This is a genomic window from Zunongwangia sp. L-65 (assembly GCF_056859415.1).
Window position 1 is genome coordinate 1 of sequence record NZ_JBSXOK010000069.1, and the last position, 18,618, is coordinate 18,618.

The following is an 18,618-nucleotide window of genomic DNA, read 5'->3' on the forward strand; positions in this document are numbered from 1 at the left end:
TAAACTCACAAGAAAAAATTAAAATTTATTTTTTCTTAATTTTAAACCCTCAACCCTTCCAAAGAACCTCGCCGTTAAAGCGGCTGCAAATATACAACTCTTTTTCTTTAACCACCAAAACTTTTTTTAAGTTTTTTTTCAATCTAAAATATCACGCTATCCCAATGAACATCCGCCATAACACCTTTTCTACTCCGGCGTTAAGCGGCTGCAAATATACAGCCTTTTATTTCTTTCCTGCAAAACTTTTTTAAGTTTTTTTTAGAACCTTTTTTCAGTATACCTCTCAATGAACATCCGCTTACTAAATACCACCTCAGCGGCTAAGCGGGTGCAAATATACAGCCGTTTTTTAATTACACAAGACTTTTAAAAAATTGTTTGATTTTTACGAAAACTACACGGAATTCAATCCAACACTATCAATTAAACATCTAAAAAACGACTTAACATTAAATTAACACTAAAGAAATGATAAATCATTCCTAATATCGTACCAAGACACCAGTAAAAATTAAAGAAAAAAGTTCCAAACTAAACCAAATCGCACCATAAAATCGTTGTGTGGATATCTTGGTGCAGAGAAATTATTATTTCCATCAATTAAGAAATTTAAATTTTCAAGCTTAAAAAATATTCTTGCCTGATCTACTTTTCCATTAAAAAAGAAATCTACCACTGGATAATTACCAAATTCAGTTTCGTTTTGCACATAAAATTCAGCCAAAACTGGATCGTAAGCGTCCATTTGATAAGAAGAAAAATAGCGAAGACTTAAACCCGTTTGTAAATACAAAGCCTTATCAAACCAAAAGTCCTTATAATAAAAGGTATTCCGAGTTACTAATTCTGGTAAATTGAGAACATCTTTGCCGTCAGAAATATTTTGATAAAGTATGGTATTATCTAAAGCAAACTTTCCAAAAGTAAATTCCCTTTGGGCTTTCAATTTATAATATCGTACATCACCGCCAAATTGAAATGGTTTAACGGCGCCATCGTTATTAAGTGAAAAATAGGTGTAATTCTGAATTTGAGTTATCTCTCCACTAAAGTTAGCAATCATCTTAGCTGATAATTCAAAGAAAAGGCTTTGTGCATTTTCATTGTCAAAATTATTTTGCCAGTTATAGTTTATGTAATCACTTTGATACAGTAAAAAATTTAAATTTGGAGCCCTACTGGTTTGTTTTATCCCAAAGTTTAAAAAATTATTATCATCCAGACTGTAACCTGCTGATGCTAGAATATGATTTCCTGAAAAATCATCTCCGAAATTAAATGATACGTCAGCATGAAGATTGAACCCCGCTAAATAATTATCATAACTCCCACCAACATTTATAAGCCTCCCATCTAACCTATCTCCCACAACTCCATTTTCTCCTATAAATACAGAATCATACCAATAATCGAAAAAGGAATAGCCGGCTTTTGCCGATATCTTTCCTAGAACAGGATTATCAAAATTTACTGCAACCGTATTATCCATATTGCGATATCTAGTTTCATCATTAAGATTAGTGCTCTGAAAAGCCTCCCCTAAAATGGCAGTAGCAGCAGCCGATTGAAGATATTGAAATTTTTTATACGAATAATCCAGTCTGTGACTTAAATAAAACTTATTTTGAAATGTATCCTGCGCCCCCGACAAATAGTATTGATGGTCTAAAAAGAAACCTTTACCATATAATGTACTCTCCGCATTTTCGAAATTAACATCTAAAACTGAACGATCATCAAATTCGGGCTCCTTGCTGATATATGAAGCTAGCGCCTCATCTGTTAATCCGCCATTTTCTTCATTCAGCAAATCCTGACTTACAAAATGAGCTTTCGCTCTATATTTTCTATTTTTAGTCTGATAATTTAACGTTGCTCTAAAATTTCCTGTACTGGTAAGAATATGGCGATAGCGCCCAAGGGCACGCACTCCTTTATAAGCAATGCTAAAATTTAAACGTTCTGAAGTATTAACCGTGAAAAATGCGTCTAATTGTTGTCCTTGTTCCGGTACGGTTTTAAAATACAATTCTGTAAGTGGTGTAGGAACATAATAATAGTTAATATCCTCTGCCTCCATAAAATTATAATGACGAGCTCTAGCCCCAAATTTGGGCATTATAGTACTAAAATCTCGAAATTCGGTAAGCTTATTATAGGTTTGTCCCGTATTTGCAAACGGCAAAAGTCCGAATAGATCTTTGCGCAAATAATTAAATTTATAATCTTTTTGAATCGTTAGAGAAGTATCAACATGAGTCGTATCATTCTCTATAGTTATTATCTTAAAAAGATCTATTGTAGGCTCTGCCACAGAATCTTTAGATTTCTCCTCGCCCACTCTTCCAGGCGACCTTTGTTCTTGAGCATTACAATGATAACCAATAATTACAAACGAGATTAGAAATAGTGCTTTCTTCATTTTAAAAATTATGTAACAAAAGTATAAAAATAACGCAAGTAGGAGAGAATTGGTATAAAACAAAAAAACCACCCAAGTTGGGTGGTTTCTTAAATATAAAATATTAAACTACCTAGAAGAATTAACCGATTCATCTATTTCATCATTAGCATCTATTTCCCTTTGAGGAATTTTCAAGAAGAACCTTTTATCATCTGGCTCTAATGTTAATACTGTGCGATGAATAGGATCACGAACTATTCCTCGACGAAGTCTTTTAGCATCAAACCACTCTACTCCAATCTCAGCATATAATTCCTTTCTCCTTTCTAATAAAATCTCTTCAAAAAGATCGTTTCCTGTATTGTTAGATTTAACGGCCTGTGAATCTCTATTTGATTGCAATTTGAATAATAAATCGTGAGCTTCATTTTCTCTACCTTGATGATACATTGCTTCCGCCTCTATCAAAATCATTTCAGGTGTTCGCATTAGCACTATATCAGAATCAAAAGCAAAGGTGAATTTATTAGTAACATACTCACGGTAATCACCGGGCTCAAGTCCGTATGCGTTCTCGAAAGTATTTCTTACATCTGTCCCACTAAATTCATCAACAAAATTGGGATTTACGTAAACCGACGAATAAGCTTGACCATAATGATCTGTAAAAGCTGAAGGCGCGCCATAATAATAATTTGTCTGATCACTTCTTTGAGGTAGACCCCATAACCATTCAGCATTATTAATATCATCAAAACCATTCGCATACGATTGTGGATCTAAAACAGCAGAAGCATCGCCCCCGTAAGCCTCTACAGCCGCCATTTCAGCATTACTCCATTTACCCATAACCTGATAAACTCTTGCTAGAATACCATAAGCTACAGATCTATTCACATAAGATTTATTAATTCTATTATCACCTAATACCTCCACAGAACTTTCTAAATCTTCAAGAATAAAATCATATAACTCTTGTAAGGTAATCATTGGTTTTCCCTCTAAAGACAACTCTGTATAAATAGGAGGAGCAGGTAATGAAGGGTCAAAAGAATAAGTATGCTGAAACTCCATTGCTAACTGAAAATAATTAAACGCTCTTAAAACTCTAGCTTCAGCAATTAATTCTGCCCTATCATTATCTGAAAGTCCCTCTGAACTCTCTACCCCATTAATTAGCGCATTTAATTGATTAATCATATAATAAGGATATTCCCAACTAAAAACGGTTCTTCGGTATGTCGGTTCGCGATTATCGTTATCATAGTCAAAAGAGAACCAACTAGGAGTATTAATAAGATCATTTCCTTTAACACTTCTTGCCATATACATAGAATAAATTCCACCAGAATCGTAACTGGTAAATTGACTTCTTGAGCGTCTATAAATACCAGCAAAAAAAGCCTCTACTGCTTCCCGAGAATCAAAAATTACATCTTCTGAAACCGACTGTGTAGGAGCCGGTTCTTCCAAATAATCTTCTGAACAGCCTATCAACGTAGTAACAGCAAATAATAGTAGAAGGCTTTTATATATTATATTTTGTCTTTTCATTTTTACTAAAATTAAAATTTAAGGTTTAATCCTACTGAAACAGTCTTTAAGATATAAGACCTATTGTTAGTAGTACCAGCTATACTTTGCTCAGGATCTATACCAAAATGGCTATGATAAGTAAATAAATTATCCCCTCGAAGGTATATTCGAAGATTATTCATTTTCAAACTTTCAGTAATGTTATTAGGTAAAGTATAACCAAGAGTTACTGCTCTTAATCTTATATAATCATTATCAAATAAAAATCTGGTCGATTGAGAGTTGAAATCATTTTGAGAATTGAGAAGTAACGGAACATCGGTTATATCGCCAGGTTGCTGCCAACGAGCAGCGATATCTTCGTGCGCTTGATAACCAGGTGTTGAAAATCCTCTCATTAAAGACGCATAAGAACTATCATACACTTGAGAACCGAAAGAGAAATTAAATAACATATTAAAATCAAAATTACCCCAAGTTAAGTCTGTATTAAACCCTCCAATTACGTCTGGTAAAGAGGAGCCGTTATAATATCGAGTTGCTTCAGAATATTCTTTAGTAGTTGTTCTCTCTCCTGTTGGGTTTCCATTATCATCCAGAATATCCTTATACCACATTCCATAACCATCTGCTGGATCTACACCAGCCCAATCCTGCATATAGAATTCGAAAAGAGATCTTCCTTCTTCCCAACGCTTTGTACCGTTTATAAATGATTCCTGCGTAAGTTCAGTAATTTCATTTCTATCTAAAGAAAAGTTAAGACCTGCGGACCAAGAGAAGTTTTTATTATTGATAATTTTACCATTTAAAGTAACCTCTAATCCATAATTTTTTACAGCACCAACATTTGTAGTGATACTTGAATTACCAGTAGAAATAGGAAGCGGTTGGTCATAAATTAAATCTACAGATTCCTTTTCATAATATTCAACTAAACCTGTTAATCTATCATTAAATAATCCAAAATCTAGACCAACATTGAAAGAAGCTGTTTTTTCCCAGGTTAGCAGAGGATCTGTAACCCCTCCTAAAATAACTCCTGTTGCATCCAATTGGTTCCAACCTGTATCAAATAATTGTAGATAAGGAAAATATCCTATACCCCTATTATTTCCCAACTCTCCATACGAAGCTTTTAGCTTTAAAAAGCTAATTGTACTATTATTATTTAAAAAGTTTTCGTCTGAAATTATCCAAGAACCTCCTACAGAAAAGAAATTCCCCCATCTGGTATCTTTAGAAAATCTAGATGACCCATCACGTCTAAAAGACCCTTCTATAAAATATTTATCATCATAACTATATGCAGCTCTACCTAAATAACTCACTAAACGCTCCTCATTTATATAACCTCCTACACTTTCTGGTGTTGTACTACCATTTAGAACTTTAACACCTGGTAAATATCCAGTGCCCTGTGCATTTAAATAATCTGCTTTATATTTATAACTTTCAAAAATTGCATCTGCCCGAAAATTATGTTTCCCAAACGATTTATTAAAATTCAAAGAATTAATAAAGTTTAATGTTGTAGTAATATCTCTATTTTGTGTAACCCTACCCCCAACATTAGCTGCATAACCAACGTTATATGCAGCATAAACATTAGAATCATAAAGATAATTTTCATACGAAAGATTTGATCTAAAAGACAAATAATCTGTAAAATCCACTTTCGCAAAAGCATTTGCAGTTGCACTTGTTCTTTTATTAAGATTGTCATAATTGTAGAGTGAACCTACAGCATTTTCATTAGCTAATAATGGCCTTGTACCGTTTAAAGCCTGGCCTGCTGTACTACCATAATCATAAATGGGTACTCCATTATCTAGAACTAACCCCCCATCAACGTCTCTTCTATAAAGTGGATAAACAGAAGACACGCTATAAATCCATTGAATTGAACTTTGGTAAGAAGAACCTGATTGCTCAGGATAGTCCTGCTCAGAAACAGTTAAAGAAGAATTTAAACCGACTTGCAACCAGTCTGTTAATTGACTTTCTAGGTTCAAACGCGTTGTTATTCTTTCGAAATTTGACTCCTTAACAGAACCTTCCTGATCTAAATAATTTGCAGATAAAAAATATCTACTACTTTCTCCACCACCAGAAATATTCATTCCGTATTCCTGCCTTAATGAGGTCTCTCTAAGCATTTCATTTTGCCAATCTGTTTCCCATAATAATCTTGCTCCATCTACAATATTGCCGTTAGCATCAACTGGTTGTTTTACGTTGTAGGGATTATATGCTAAATTGGGAATTATTGACTGCGCGGCTAGCGCTCCGGCTTCGTTAGCTGCTACTCCATCAACATAAACTAAAGAGTTTCTTTCAGCTTCCCAGGAATAACGCATATAATCATTAGTCCCTATGGTTTCATGTAAATCTACAGCGGGAGATGATAACCCACCTATGCTCGTTATATTAATTAATGGTGCCGTATTGTACCCACCTCTCTTAGTAGTTATCACAATCACTCCATTAGCTCCTCTTGACCCATACAATGCAGTTGATGAAGCATCTTTTAACACGTTCATAGATTCAATTTGATCTGGACTGATAGAGTTAATATTACCATTGTATGGTGCTCCGTCAACTACAATTAAAGGATCAGCACTAGCATTAATTGAGGAGATACCTCTAATTCTTATAGTAGGATTTTCTCCGGGCTGACCTCCTGAGGTAAGAATGTTAACTCCTGGAACATTTCCCTGAATTGCCTGAGTAACACTTGTTAATTGTTGTTTTTGAATCACTTCCGAATCTAATGAAGCGACAGAACCAACAATTGCTTTTTCTCTTTGCGCCCCATAAGCCACCACCAATACTTCGTCTAATGCAGCAGCATCTACAGCCATGGTTACATTTAAAGTGTTGGAAGATCCAACTTTAATTTCTTGACTTGCAAAGCCTACATAACTAAAAACTAAAGTTCCACTCTGCGAAACAGATATAGAAAATTCCCCTTCAAAATCAGTTTGAACTCCATTATTAGTACCTTTCTCAATTACATTTACTCCAGGTAAAGGAAGTCCATCTTCATCAACCACAGTACCGGTAATTGTTTTTTCTTGTGCAAAACTTAATTGCACTACTAACACCATAAAAAGTGTCAGCAATCCATGTAATGTTTTTTTCATTATTTCGTTAATTTGAATTAGCCTGAGCCAAAAATCATAATAATAACTTAATAAACAAAATTTTTCTAATTAATTTTTCTTAGAGAATTAACACTTTTAATTGATAAAACGTTTTACCTATTGCTGAGATATTATTTTTTTTTACAAAATACACAGATATTGTTATTAATTGTAAGTTGATATTGATCTAATACTAAAAACAAAAGACTTAATTACTAATATCACATTTTATAAGTAAATTTACTTAAGGAAAGTTAATTATAAAAAAAAGAACACTTTTTCCATAATCTATTAATTTATGCTGTTAAGAAACCTAAAAGATTGTGATCATGAATGCGGAACAGATGAAGCAGGACGTGGATGCATTGCTGGCCCTGTAACAGCTGCTGCAGTAATTTTACCTAAACATTTTGAAAATGAGTTCTTAAGGGATTCAAAGAAACTTACGCATCAAAAACGGTTACTACTAAAGAAAATTATTGAGAATGACTGCGCTTCTTATGGCGTTACCCACATATTCATGGAAACTATCGATGAAATTAATATCCTAAACTCATCTATCATGGCGATGCATAAATCTATAGAGAAGCTTTCACCAGAACCCGAACATATTATAGTAGATGGTAACAGGTTCAAACCATTTAAAAATATAGCTTATGAATGTATTGTAAAAGGTGATGATAAATATTTGAGTATAGCTGCTGCTTCGATTTTAGCCAAAACCTATCGGGATGAATATATGGAGAGTATTCATGAGGAGTACCCCATGTATAATTGGAAAAAGAATAAGGGTTACCCTACAAAAGAACATCGGGAAGCCATCAGAAAATACGGAATTACAAAATACCACCGGAAAAGTTTTAAACTTTTACCAGAGCAAATGGAATTAGAATTATAAAAAAGGAGATGTAAAAAACATCTCCTTTTTTATAATTATCTATAACCTAAGACCCATAACCAGGGTTTTGAGTTAACAATGAATTTACATCCATTTCTCTTTGTGGAATAGGAAATAATAATGAATTGTCATCATATGGAATATCTCCAACATCTTCCATAGTTCGTTTTAGATCGTGAATTAGAAATCCTTCAAATGCTAATTCCAGTTGTCTCTCTAACATAATATCATCCAAACTAACAGAAGTTAAAACATCTGCATTAGAACGTTCTCTAATCCTATTAATATCCTCCACCGGAGTCGCTCCAACAGCACTTCCTAAACGCAAGTTTGCCTCAGCTCTTATCAAATACATTTCTGCTAACCTAAGAAGCATTACATTTCCAAATTGGTTTGTATACTTAGCAGTTAAGCGATCTTCACTTTGAGCACTAGCATAGAAAAACTCACTACGAACGTCATCTTCAGAATCAAACATCGCAACATATCCATCATTAATACTAATATCATTTCCACGTCCTCCATTTGCCTGATCTGCGTAATGTGTAATCAGGTTATTAGAACCATCTTGAGTTGTTACCTGAAAAGCAAAAATAGTTTCAGAACCATCTGTATCATTATTAAAAATATCTGCATATGTACCTGCCAAACTATAGCTGCTATTTTCAATCACATCATTTGCAGATGCTAAAGCAGAGGAATAATCACCTTGCTGCAAATAAACTCTGGCTAATAGTGCCTGAGCTGCATATCTCTCAGCAAATTCCTCATTATCCTCAGGAAGCAAATCATAAGCAGCCTGCAAATCTGTAATTACCTGAGTATAATTCTCTTCTACTGTAGATCTAGCAATTTTTAAATTACCAGAATAATCCTCAATGCCTTCTAACTCTAAAGGCACACCTAATTGATTATTTGACTGACCAGACATGTACTGTTGCCCAAACAATCTTGTTAAATCAAAATAAGTTAAACCTCTTAAAAATCTCGCCTGTCCCTCAATATTCGACTGATTTTCTTCATCTACCAAGTCGATATTATCTAAAACTAAATTTGTTTGATTTATTACATCATAACCATTTAACCACGTATCCCTAACATAAGAATTATCGACTAAAATATTCTTAGTATAAACCTGACGGATTGGTTGAAATGTACCATTCCATGAAACCTGATTTGTTGCGCCGTAGAGATCTGACAACATTTGAATATTTCCTCCATAAGAAGCAGATTGACCCGCTTCGGCATAAGCCCCGATTAGTAGATTTTCAACATTTTCGCCAGTAGACAAAGCCACATCCGTTGAAATAAACTGAGTAGGCTCTAAGTCCAGTTTATCCTCACAACTAGTTAAAGATATTCCTAAACCTAGCATTGATAAGATTAATTTATATCGTTTCATAATTTTTTAGAATTTAAGATTTACACCTAGAGAAAATGTTCTTGCCGCTGGCGCAGAATAAAAAGTTGTACCAGGCCCTTGACCTGCATCGCTTCTAGACTCAGGGTCATATCCTTCATAATCAGTAACAGTAAGAAGGTTTAAACCAGAAAAGTAAACACGAAGATTGTTCATCGATAACTTATCGGCAATACTTTCAGGGAAAGTATATCCTAAAGTTAAATTACGTAATCTTATAAAATCAGCATCTTCTAAATATCTTGTAGAATTAGCAACACCATTTCCTGCATATAGTCTAGCCTGTGGAACATCTGTGATATCTCCTGGTTGTTGCCATCTATTCATTTGGTCTGCGGTTTGGTTATCAAAATAATCTCCATTCGCTGACTGATAAACACCTCCACCGTTATAAAGGCTGGCTCCCCATTCCCCTTGAAAAGTAAAACTAAAATCTATTCCATGAAAATATAAATTACTAGTTAGACCACCAATCCATTCCGCATAAGGTGCACCAGCAACTACTCGATTAGCCTCATTGAAATTGGTCGTAGTTTCAGACCCTTTTCCATTTAAATAATATAACGCATCTCCATTTTCTGGATCTACTCCAGCATATTCAACAAGGTAAAATGAATTTAAAGACTCGCCTTCCCTCTGGATATTCTGTCCCGAAATTATATCAGCCCCATCGTTCGGTAGTCGCTTTACTTCATTTTTATTCTTAGCTATATTGAAGCTAGTAGAAAGAGTAAAATCTGCTTTCTGAATTATTTTTGTATTCAATACAAACTCTACCCCACTATTTTCCATTTCACCAATATTTCTTTGAATACTAGAAAATCCGGAAGTCCCAGGTAAAGGATTATCAAATAAAAGATCTTTAGAAACCTTTGAATAATAATCAATTTCTCCTGAGATTCTATTATTTAAAAACCCATACTCTACACCAATATCTGTTTGATTTACACTTTCCCATGACAATAGAAAGTTTGCTGGTTGATCGGGATAAATTCCTGGTCTTTGATTATACGAAGTTCCTCCGTAAAGTCCTAAAGCAGCGTAATCACCGATTTGCGCATTACCCGTTTGTCCCCAGCTCGCTCTTAATTTAAGGAATGATAACCAGTCTGCCTCGCTTAAAAAATTCTCTTCACTTAGAATCCATCCACCTGATATCGCAGAAAAAGTACCAAATTGGGTATCCCTACCAAATCTAGACGATCCATCCCTACGAACACTCGCTTTAAACAAATATTTACCATCTAATGCATAAGTACCTCTTGCAAAATATGAAAGAAATCGGTTACCATTAGTAATTCCATTACCTGCTGAGATTTCAGCAGCACTGTTTATGGTTTGGAAATCATCTGTTGGAAACTGAATACCAGTTACACTCTGGAATCTTCTGTGCGTATTGTTGTATTCCATACCAGCTACAACTTCAACGTCATGAATTTCGTCAAAAACCTGAGAGAATGTAAAATAGTTACTACTAACATAGGACTCGGTTCCTACACTAGAAGCATAAGCCTCCCCATTTGTTGATTGAAACGGAGCTAAACTTCCTGTAAAACTATCCTCAGTCTGGTAGAATAAATCGTAACCAAAATCGGTATTAAATTTTAAAGAAGGTAAGAACTTATATTCAGCAAAAGCTCTACCGGTAACACGTCTAATTACAGTATTGTAAAATGCGTGTTTATCCTGTAAAAGAAAGTTAGCGTATAAAGTATTTGGGTTTGGCTCTCCATTTTCTAAATATGCTGGTGAAAGCGGACTTTGTGCAACACCTTGTACAGGGTTTACAAATGCATTATCATTTGCAATACGATCGATATTAGTTCTAGAAAAACTAACATTCATACCTGCATTAAACTTATCTGAAAACTGGTGTGAAACATTTGCACGTGCAGTAATCCTGTCTAAGTTATTTCCTCTAATAATACCTTCTGTATCATTATAAGCTCCAGAAAAGAAATAAGAGGTTCTTTCATCTCCTCCAGACGCAGAAAAATCAGCGTTTTGAGTATAACCTGTTCTAAATATTTCGTCCTGCCAATCAGTATCTATCTCACGATTTCTCCAATCTGTACCCTGAGCTAAATAATCAAAAGTTCCTTCAGCTTCAGCTAAACCATCAGCCTCTCCATAGCTATTAATGGCAGCTTCAGTAAATAACTCGATATATTGATCTGCATTTAACCAATCTCTTCTATTTGCAGTTTCACTAATTCCATAAGAATAATTAACAGCAAAAGTACCTTTGTTATTACCTCCTTTTTTAGTGGTAATTATAACAACACCATTCGCCCCTCGAGATCCGTATACCGCAGCAGCTGAGGCATCTTTAAGAATATCTATAGACTCGATCTCGTTAGAACTTAACGTAAGTAATGGGTTTGTAGGAGCTCCGTTATTAGACTCGTTGTTATTAATCAGTGGCACACCATCCAAAACATATAATGGCTCTGATCCTGCTCCCACACTTGCAATACCACGAATACGAATATTAATTCCACCTTCTACTTTACCGTTGGTTTGAGTAACCTGTACCCCGGCAGCTTTACCAGATAAGGAGCTTTGAAGACTTGGAGTTGGAACCTCCGCAATGTCTTCTGAAGTTAACTTTGCAACATTATCAGTCAATTGACGCTTACTTTGCGTACCATAACCAACCACAACCACCTCATCTAACTGAGCGGCATCTTCACCTAAAATGATTGATAGATCTTGCATATCTGGACCAATTGTTACAGTTTGTGAAGTAAATCCCACATAACTAAACTCTAATACCTCACCAGTACTGGCAGCAATACTAAAATGACCATCAAAATCTGTTTGTACACCACGATTTGTGTTTTGTACAATAACATTTACCCCTGGAAGAGGCATTCCTTGATCATCAACAATAGTCCCATTTATCATTCTTTCCTGTGCAAAAGCAAATTGAGTTGCTAAAGCAAAAAAGAACATCAAGACAACCTGTAAATTTTTCTTCATGTTATAATTATTGAGTTAAGTTTCCAAAAATCAACATTGAAAACTCAATAAAAAAACTTGAAATCTTAAATTACTGAAATTGACATCAGAATTCATGATATACAAAAAAAAGAGCAATTATTTTAAAAATATAAAATTTAAAACTACTCTTTTTCAATATTTTTTAATAACAACTTCCCTGATACACTTAAACACCTAATAATCAATATTAAACAAAATTTTAAAATGCTCTAAAAACCTCTTCTTCACCTCTTCTATATCAACTGTGGTCTTACCCAACTCCACATTTAAAGAAGTAACCGCTTTTTCTTTAATTCCGCAAGGAACAATATTATCAAAGTACCCTAAATCTGCATTTACATTTAAAGCCAAACCATGCATAGTTACCCACCGGCTAGCGCGAACACCCATGGCACAGATTTTTCTGGCAAACGGAGTTCCTACATCCAACCAAACTCCAGTCTCCCCTTCACTACGTCCAGCCTTGATTCCAAAGTCTTGCAATACCAGGATGACAGCCTCTTCTAAAAGCCTTAAATATTTATGAATATCGGTAAAAAAATTATCCAAGTCTAAAATTGGATAAATTACCATTTGACCAGGCCCGTGATAGGTTATATCCCCCCCTCTATTGATTTTGTAAAAAGAAGCACCCTTTTCCTCTAGCTGCTTTTCATTAATCAAAAGGTTAGATATATCACCACTTTTACCCAAAGTATATACATGTGGATGCTCTACTGAAAGTAGATAATTGGGAGTTTCTCTTTTAGTATTTTCTCTCCTGTTCTTTACTTTCAAATCAAGAATCTCTTTGAAAAGCCGTTCCTGCTCGTCCCAGGTTTCTTTATAGTCTTTTAGTCCTAAATCTCTTACTTCTATTTTCTTATTTTGCACCTTTAGCATCATTTATTAGGATTATTTAAAATTATAAGTGCGGCAATTACGCCCGGGATCCAGCCGAGTAGAGTTAAAAGAAACACGATTAATATAGATCCACATCCTTTATCGAATACGGCTAAAGGCGGAAAAAAAATTGATAAAATAACTCGCCATATACTCATAATTTTAATATTATCTAAAACAAAAAACAAAGATAGAATTTCTGTTTCAGATTCATAGCTAAACTTATAATAGAACATTGGTTGGTACTCTGATTGTCATTATATTTGCAGTTCTTCTAAAAAAGAAGAGGCTAAAATTTAAAATTACATCATGCAGCTATCTGAACAGGAAGTTATACGGAGAGAAAAACTGGCTACATTAAGAGAAAAAGGTATTAATCCTTATCCAGCCGACTTATTTCCATTAGATCACACTTCTGCCGATATTAAGACAAATTTCGAAGAAGGTAAAAAAGTAGTTATCGCGGGACGCCTTATGTCCCGAAGAATTCAGGGTAAAGCTTCTTTTGCCGAATTACAGGATTCTAAAGGTAAAATTCAGGTTTACTTTAACCGTGACGAAATTTGTACCGGCGAAGATAAAGGCAAGTACAATGATGTATATAAAAAGCTGCTGGATATTGGAGATTTTATTGGTATCCAGGGAGAATTATTTAAAACACAGGTAGGTGAAATGACCGTGATGGTCAAGGATTTTGAACTTCTAAGTAAATCTATCCGCCCATTACCATTACCAAAAACCGATAAAGAAGGAAATACTTACGACGGTTTTACCGATCCCGAGCATCGTTACCGTCAACGTTATGCCGATCTTGCCGTTAATCCAAAAGTGAAAGAAATTTTTGTAAAGCGCACTAAACTCTTTAGTGCTATGCGTAATTTCTTTAACGAAGCGGGATATTTTGAAGTTGAAACTCCAATTCTTCAATCTATACCCGGGGGAGCAGCTGCACGCCCTTTCATAACACATCACAATGCCCTTGACATTCCATTATACTTAAGAATTGCTAACGAACTTTACCTAAAGCGATTGATTGTTGGTGGTTTTGACGGAGTCTACGAATTCTCTAAAAACTTCAGAAATGAAGGAATGGATAGAACTCACAATCCAGAATTTACCGCTATGGAAATTTATGTGGCCTACAAAGACTACAACTGGATGATGGATTTTACTGAAAAACTGTTGGAACATTGCGCCATGGCGGTTAATGGCACTACAGAAGCCACCTTCGGAAAGCATCAAGTAGATTTTAAAGCACCGTATAAACGGGTAACCATGACAGATGCGATTATCGAATTTACGGGATTCGATATTACCGGTAAATCTGAAGCAGAATTATTTGAGGCTGCAAAAGGCATGGGTATTGAAGTTGATGAAACCATGGGTAAAGGAAAACTTATCGATGAGATCTTTGGTGAAAAATGTGAAGGTAATTATATCCAACCCACATTTATTACCGATTATCCAAAAGAGATGAGTCCGCTTTGTAAAACACATCGTGAAAACCCGGAATTAACCGAGCGTTTCGAGCTGATGGTTTGTGGTAAAGAAATTGCCAACGCATACTCAGAGCTTAACGATCCTATCGATCAGCGCGAAAGATTTGAAGAACAATTACGATTGGCTGAAAAAGGAGATGATGAAGCGACCGAGTTTATCGATCAGGATTTTCTGCGAGCTTTGGAGTATGGTATGCCTCCTACATCTGGATTAGGAATTGGAATGGATCGTTTAATTATGTTCCTAACCAATAATCAATCTATTCAGGAAGTATTATTCTTCCCGCAAATGAAACCAGAGAAAAAACAGGTAGAGCTTACCGAAGAAGAAAAAGCGGTGTACCAATTACTTAAAGATGATCAAAACCATGATATGAACCTTATTAAGGAGAAATCTGGTTTAAGTAATAAAAAATGGGATAAAGCTTTAAAATCATTAAGAAAACATAAAATGATAGATGTTTTTAAAGAAGGGAATGATATGAAAATAAGCGTTGCTTAAACAATCATTTAAAGTTAATATTTTTAAAAGGTCACTATCAAAAGTGACCTTTTTTGATTGTATAAGCTTGGTAAGCCTCTTAAAATTTAGATTTTTATTAACTTCCCTTAAACCTTTTTAAGATTTTATAGTCAAATAAATGATTTTGGATAACGCAGTTTTTAAAAAATAAAATCCAAATTCAGCTAAAAAATTAAATAAACCTTATGACAAACAAACTACCAATTAGAATTTGTGCAGTAGGGCTTTCTTTGCTAATGGCTTCTTGTGCCGTTTTTCAGAAAAATAAAAAAGCTCAACCCACCAATGCTCAAAAAGAAGAATCAAAGGACGGTTTAAAACCTTATGCTAAAGTCATCACCAAAGATGCAAAATCAGATGAAGGTCTTTTTACCGTTCACAAAGTAAAAAACAAGTATTATTACGAAATTCCGGATAGCCTTTTTAATCGTGAAATGCTTACCGTAACCAGAATTGCCAAAACAGCTTCAGGCATTGGCTTTGGGGGCGGTAAACAAAACACTCAGGTTCATCGCTGGCAAAAGAAAGGCGATCAGGTATTACTACGGGTAGTATCTTACGATATTTATGCTGCCGATTCGCTTCCTGTTCACGAGGCAGTGGTAAATTCTAACTTCGAGCCTATTTTAAGTTCTTTCGATATAGAAACGGTTGGTAAAGATTCTATCAACAAATCAACGGTTATAGAGGTGACAGATCTTTATAAAAAAGATGTTCAGGCGCTGGGATTAGGCGATCGTTATCGCAAACAATACAAAGTATCCAGATTAGACGATAGCCGTTCTTTTATTGATACTATTAGAAGTTACCCTGAAAATATTGAAGTTAGACACATAAAGACCTATAACGCCGGCGACCCACCTTCTAATTCAACTACCGGGTCTATCTCTTTAGAATTTAGCAACTCTATGATTCTTTTACCTAAAGAACCCATGGAGCGTCGCTATTTTGATGAGCGAGTAGGATGGTTTACAACTAGTCAGACCGATTATGGCTTGGATGCTCAGAAAAGTAAAACTGTCGAGTATCTTGACCGTTGGAGATTAGAAGTGAAGGATGAAGACATGGAAAAATTTAAAAACGGTGAATTGGTAGAACCAAAAAAACAAATCGTTTATTATATAGACCGTGCTACCCCTAAAAAATGGGTGCCTTACATCAAGCAAGGAATCGAAGATTGGCAGGTAGCTTTTGAAGCTGCAGGTTTCAAAAATGCCATTATCGCTAAGGAAGCGCCAACTCCAGAAGAAGATCCAGATTGGAGTCCAGAAGATGTACGCTATTCTACTGTTCGTTACCTGGCTTCCCCAATCCCCAATGCAAACGGGCCTCACGTAAGTGATCCTCGTTCAGGAGAAATCTTAGAGTCAGATATTAACTGGTATCATAATGTGATGACTTTACTTAGAAACTGGTATTTTGTGCAAACAGCTGCAATTAATGAAGACGCACGTGGTGTAGCATTTAAAGATGAGATCATGGGACGTTTAATACGTTTTGTTTCTTCTCACGAAGTTGGTCATACCTTGGGTCTTCCTCACAATATGGGTAGTAGCCCGGCTTACGCAGTAGAAGACTTGCGCGACCCCGAATTTACTGCTAAATACGGTACCGCTCCATCAATTATGGATTACGCTCGTTTTAATTATGTAGCGCAACCGGGCGATGGGGATGTAGCTTTAATGCCAAACATAGGGCCATATGATAAATATGCCATCATGTGGGGCTATAAACCAATTCCTGGAAAAGAAGGAAAAGAAGAAAAACCCGTTTTAGACAAATGGATTTTAGAACACTCCGGTGATCCTTTATATCGCTTCGGAAGTCAGCAAAGTGGCGGTGTAATCGACCCTTCGTCACAAACTGAAGATCTTGGTGACGATGCTATGCTCGCCAGTGAATACGGAATCAAAAACCTAAAGCGTATTGTTCCTAAATTAATCGAATGGACCGCTGAAGACGGTAAAAACTACGAAGATCTTGACGATCTTTACGGCCAGGTGCTTGCACAGCTTAACCGCTATATGGGGCATGTTGCTGCTAATATTGGTGGAGTATATGAAAACTCTAAAACCTATGATCAGGAAGGCGCCGTTTATACTCATGTTGATAAAGAAAAACAGGAAAGAGCCATGGACTTTTTACAGAAACAATTGTTTGAAACTCCTGATTGGTTAATTAACCAGGATATCTTTAATAAAATCGAATTCGACGGAAATATCGAAAGAATTCGAAGCATGCAAAGCAGTGCGCTTTCGAATATTCTTGATTTTGGAAGGATGCAACGTTTACTTGAGAATGAAGAAATTAATGGAAAAGAGGCCTATACGCTTCTGGATATGATGGACGAGTTACGTAAAGGCATATGGAGCGAACTAAATTCAGGTCAAAAAATTGACAGATACCGCAGAAACCTTCAAAGAGCCTATATCGATCGTATGGCATATTTAATGACAGAAGATCAAACTGCAATTCCTAGTGCTTACCGCCGTTGGATTAGTAGAACCAATGTAAATGTCGCACAAAGTGATATTCGCCCAATCGTAAGAGGAGAATTGCAAACCTTACAACGACAAATAAGAAATTCTATGTATCGCTCAGGAGACACTTTAACAAGATACCACCTTCAGGATGCATTAGAAAGAATAGATCAAATTCTTAATCCTAACGACTAAGTCTATCCCAATAGACCTAATTTGATTTATTAATTTGAGAACCTGCCTCCCCCACGAGGCAGGTTTTTTATTTTTAATTGATTATTATAAATAAAACTTTAAACCTTTCTTGTTTTTAACAGTCCTATTATAGAATTCACTTTAAATTTCGTCCTTATGAAAAATTTATGTATTATTATAATGGTGCTTATTGGAGTATCTTCTTTTGCTCAGCAAAAAGAAGATCATAAAAAGCTAATGAAGGAACGTGCAGGAATGAATATGACTGCTGAAGAAAAAGCTATTCTAAAATCGAAGCAATTAACTTTAGCCTTAGATCTTACTGAAAAACAACAAGAAGAATTTCAGAAATTATATGTAGATCGTGCTGAAGACAGAATGAAAATGCGAGAGAAAATGAAAGATGCTGCGGAAGATGGTAAACTAAAAGAAGAAGCTTTCGAGAGAATGAATACTCGTTTAGATAAAGAAATTGCCTTTCAGCAATCTATCCAGAAAGTACTAAGCCCAGAACAATACAAGCTTTGGAAAAATGCGCAAAGAGCTGAAAAAAGAAATCGAATGATGGCCTTTAAAGGTCACCTCAAAGATTTTAGAAGCAAAAATAAAAACCCCAAATAAATTTCAAT

11 protein-coding genes are annotated in these 18,618 nt (G+C 35.3%); 4 read left to right on the plus strand and 7 right to left on the minus strand.

What is annotated here, in order from left to right:
* Positions 1–514 precede the first annotated feature (514 nt).
* From AC13DP_RS13925 to AC13DP_RS13935, 3 genes are all read right to left on the minus strand, one after another.
* Positions 515–2,425, minus strand: a complete 1,911-nt coding sequence (locus tag AC13DP_RS13925; protein ID WP_483067974.1) for a putative porin — start codon at positions 2,423–2,425, stop codon at positions 515–517.
* A 108-nt stretch (positions 2,426–2,533) separates the two neighbouring features.
* A complete protein-coding gene (locus AC13DP_RS13930) occupies positions 2,534–3,961 on the minus strand; it encodes a RagB/SusD family nutrient uptake outer membrane protein (protein WP_483067975.1) in 1,428 nt (475 codons plus the stop codon).
* An 11-nt stretch (positions 3,962–3,972) separates the two neighbouring features.
* Positions 3,973–7,089, minus strand: coding sequence for a SusC/RagA family TonB-linked outer membrane protein (locus AC13DP_RS13935; RefSeq protein WP_483067976.1), 3,117 nt, complete (start codon positions 7,087–7,089; stop codon positions 3,973–3,975).
* A gap of 298 nt (positions 7,090–7,387) precedes the next feature.
* On the opposite strand from AC13DP_RS13935, the gene AC13DP_RS13940 reads away from it, so the two are divergent.
* Positions 7,388–7,987: a ribonuclease HII gene (locus AC13DP_RS13940; RefSeq protein WP_483067977.1), complete on the plus strand. Its 600-nt coding sequence runs from the start codon at positions 7,388–7,390 to the stop codon at positions 7,985–7,987.
* A 46-nt stretch (positions 7,988–8,033) separates the two neighbouring features.
* On the opposite strand, the gene AC13DP_RS13945 is transcribed toward AC13DP_RS13940, so the two are convergent.
* From AC13DP_RS13945 to AC13DP_RS13960, 4 genes are all read right to left on the minus strand, one after another.
* Positions 8,034–9,389, minus strand: coding sequence for a RagB/SusD family nutrient uptake outer membrane protein (locus tag AC13DP_RS13945; protein ID WP_347406929.1), 1,356 nt, complete (start codon positions 9,387–9,389; stop codon positions 8,034–8,036).
* Positions 9,390–9,395: 6 nt separating this feature from the next.
* Positions 9,396–12,389: a SusC/RagA family TonB-linked outer membrane protein gene (locus tag AC13DP_RS13950; protein WP_347406928.1), complete on the minus strand. Its 2,994-nt coding sequence runs from the start codon at positions 12,387–12,389 to the stop codon at positions 9,396–9,398.
* 195 nt (positions 12,390–12,584) lie between these two features.
* Positions 12,585–13,295, minus strand: a complete 711-nt coding sequence (lipB, locus tag AC13DP_RS13955; RefSeq protein ID WP_013070188.1) for a lipoyl(octanoyl) transferase LipB — start codon at positions 13,293–13,295, stop codon at positions 12,585–12,587.
* Positions 13,292–13,450 (minus strand): YqaE/Pmp3 family membrane protein, encoded by a 159-nt coding sequence (locus AC13DP_RS13960; protein WP_083759806.1) that lies wholly within the window; start codon positions 13,448–13,450, stop codon positions 13,292–13,294. The genes lipB and AC13DP_RS13960 overlap by 4 nt, the downstream gene beginning before the upstream one ends.
* Positions 13,451–13,601: 151 nt before the next feature.
* Here AC13DP_RS13960 and lysS point away from each other — a divergent pair, with 151 nt between their 5' ends.
* From lysS to AC13DP_RS13975, 3 genes are all read left to right on the plus strand, one after another.
* Positions 13,602–15,293, plus strand: a complete 1,692-nt coding sequence (gene lysS / locus AC13DP_RS13965; protein WP_483067978.1) for a lysine--tRNA ligase — start codon at positions 13,602–13,604, stop codon at positions 15,291–15,293.
* A 257-nt stretch (positions 15,294–15,550) separates the two neighbouring features.
* Complete coding sequence (locus AC13DP_RS13970; RefSeq protein WP_483068036.1) at positions 15,551–17,989, plus strand: zinc-dependent metalloprotease; 2,439 nt, start codon at positions 15,551–15,553, stop codon at positions 17,987–17,989.
* A gap of 156 nt (positions 17,990–18,145) precedes the next feature.
* Positions 18,146–18,610 (plus strand): hypothetical protein, encoded by a 465-nt coding sequence (locus AC13DP_RS13975; RefSeq protein WP_483067979.1) that lies wholly within the window; start codon positions 18,146–18,148, stop codon positions 18,608–18,610.
* Positions 18,611–18,618: the final 8 nt, after the last annotated feature.

Coding starts and splice junctions, on each gene's coding strand:
- AC13DP_RS13925 (WP_483067974.1), bottom strand. CDS start 2,425: ATGAAGAAAGCACTATTTCTAATCTCGTTTGTAATTATTGGTTATCAT.
- AC13DP_RS13935 (WP_483067976.1), bottom strand. CDS start 7,089: ATGAAAAAAACATTACATGGATTGCTGACACTTTTTATGGTGTTAGTA.
- AC13DP_RS13940 (WP_483067977.1), top strand. CDS start 7,388: ATGCTGTTAAGAAACCTAAAAGATTGTGATCATGAATGCGGAACAGAT.
- lipB (WP_013070188.1), bottom strand. CDS start 13,295: ATGATGCTAAAGGTGCAAAATAAGAAAATAGAAGTAAGAGATTTAGGA.
- AC13DP_RS13945 (WP_347406929.1), bottom strand. CDS start 9,389: ATGAAACGATATAAATTAATCTTATCAATGCTAGGTTTAGGAATATCT.
- AC13DP_RS13970 (WP_483068036.1), top strand. CDS start 15,551: ATGGCTTCTTGTGCCGTTTTTCAGAAAAATAAAAAAGCTCAACCCACC.
- AC13DP_RS13930 (WP_483067975.1), bottom strand. CDS start 3,961: ATGAAAAGACAAAATATAATATATAAAAGCCTTCTACTATTATTTGCT.
- AC13DP_RS13960 (WP_083759806.1), bottom strand. CDS start 13,450: ATGAGTATATGGCGAGTTATTTTATCAATTTTTTTTCCGCCTTTAGCC.
- AC13DP_RS13975 (WP_483067979.1), top strand. CDS start 18,146: ATGAAAAATTTATGTATTATTATAATGGTGCTTATTGGAGTATCTTCT.
- AC13DP_RS13950 (WP_347406928.1), bottom strand. CDS start 12,389: ATGAAGAAAAATTTACAGGTTGTCTTGATGTTCTTTTTTGCTTTAGCA.
- lysS (WP_483067978.1), top strand. CDS start 13,602: ATGCAGCTATCTGAACAGGAAGTTATACGGAGAGAAAAACTGGCTACA.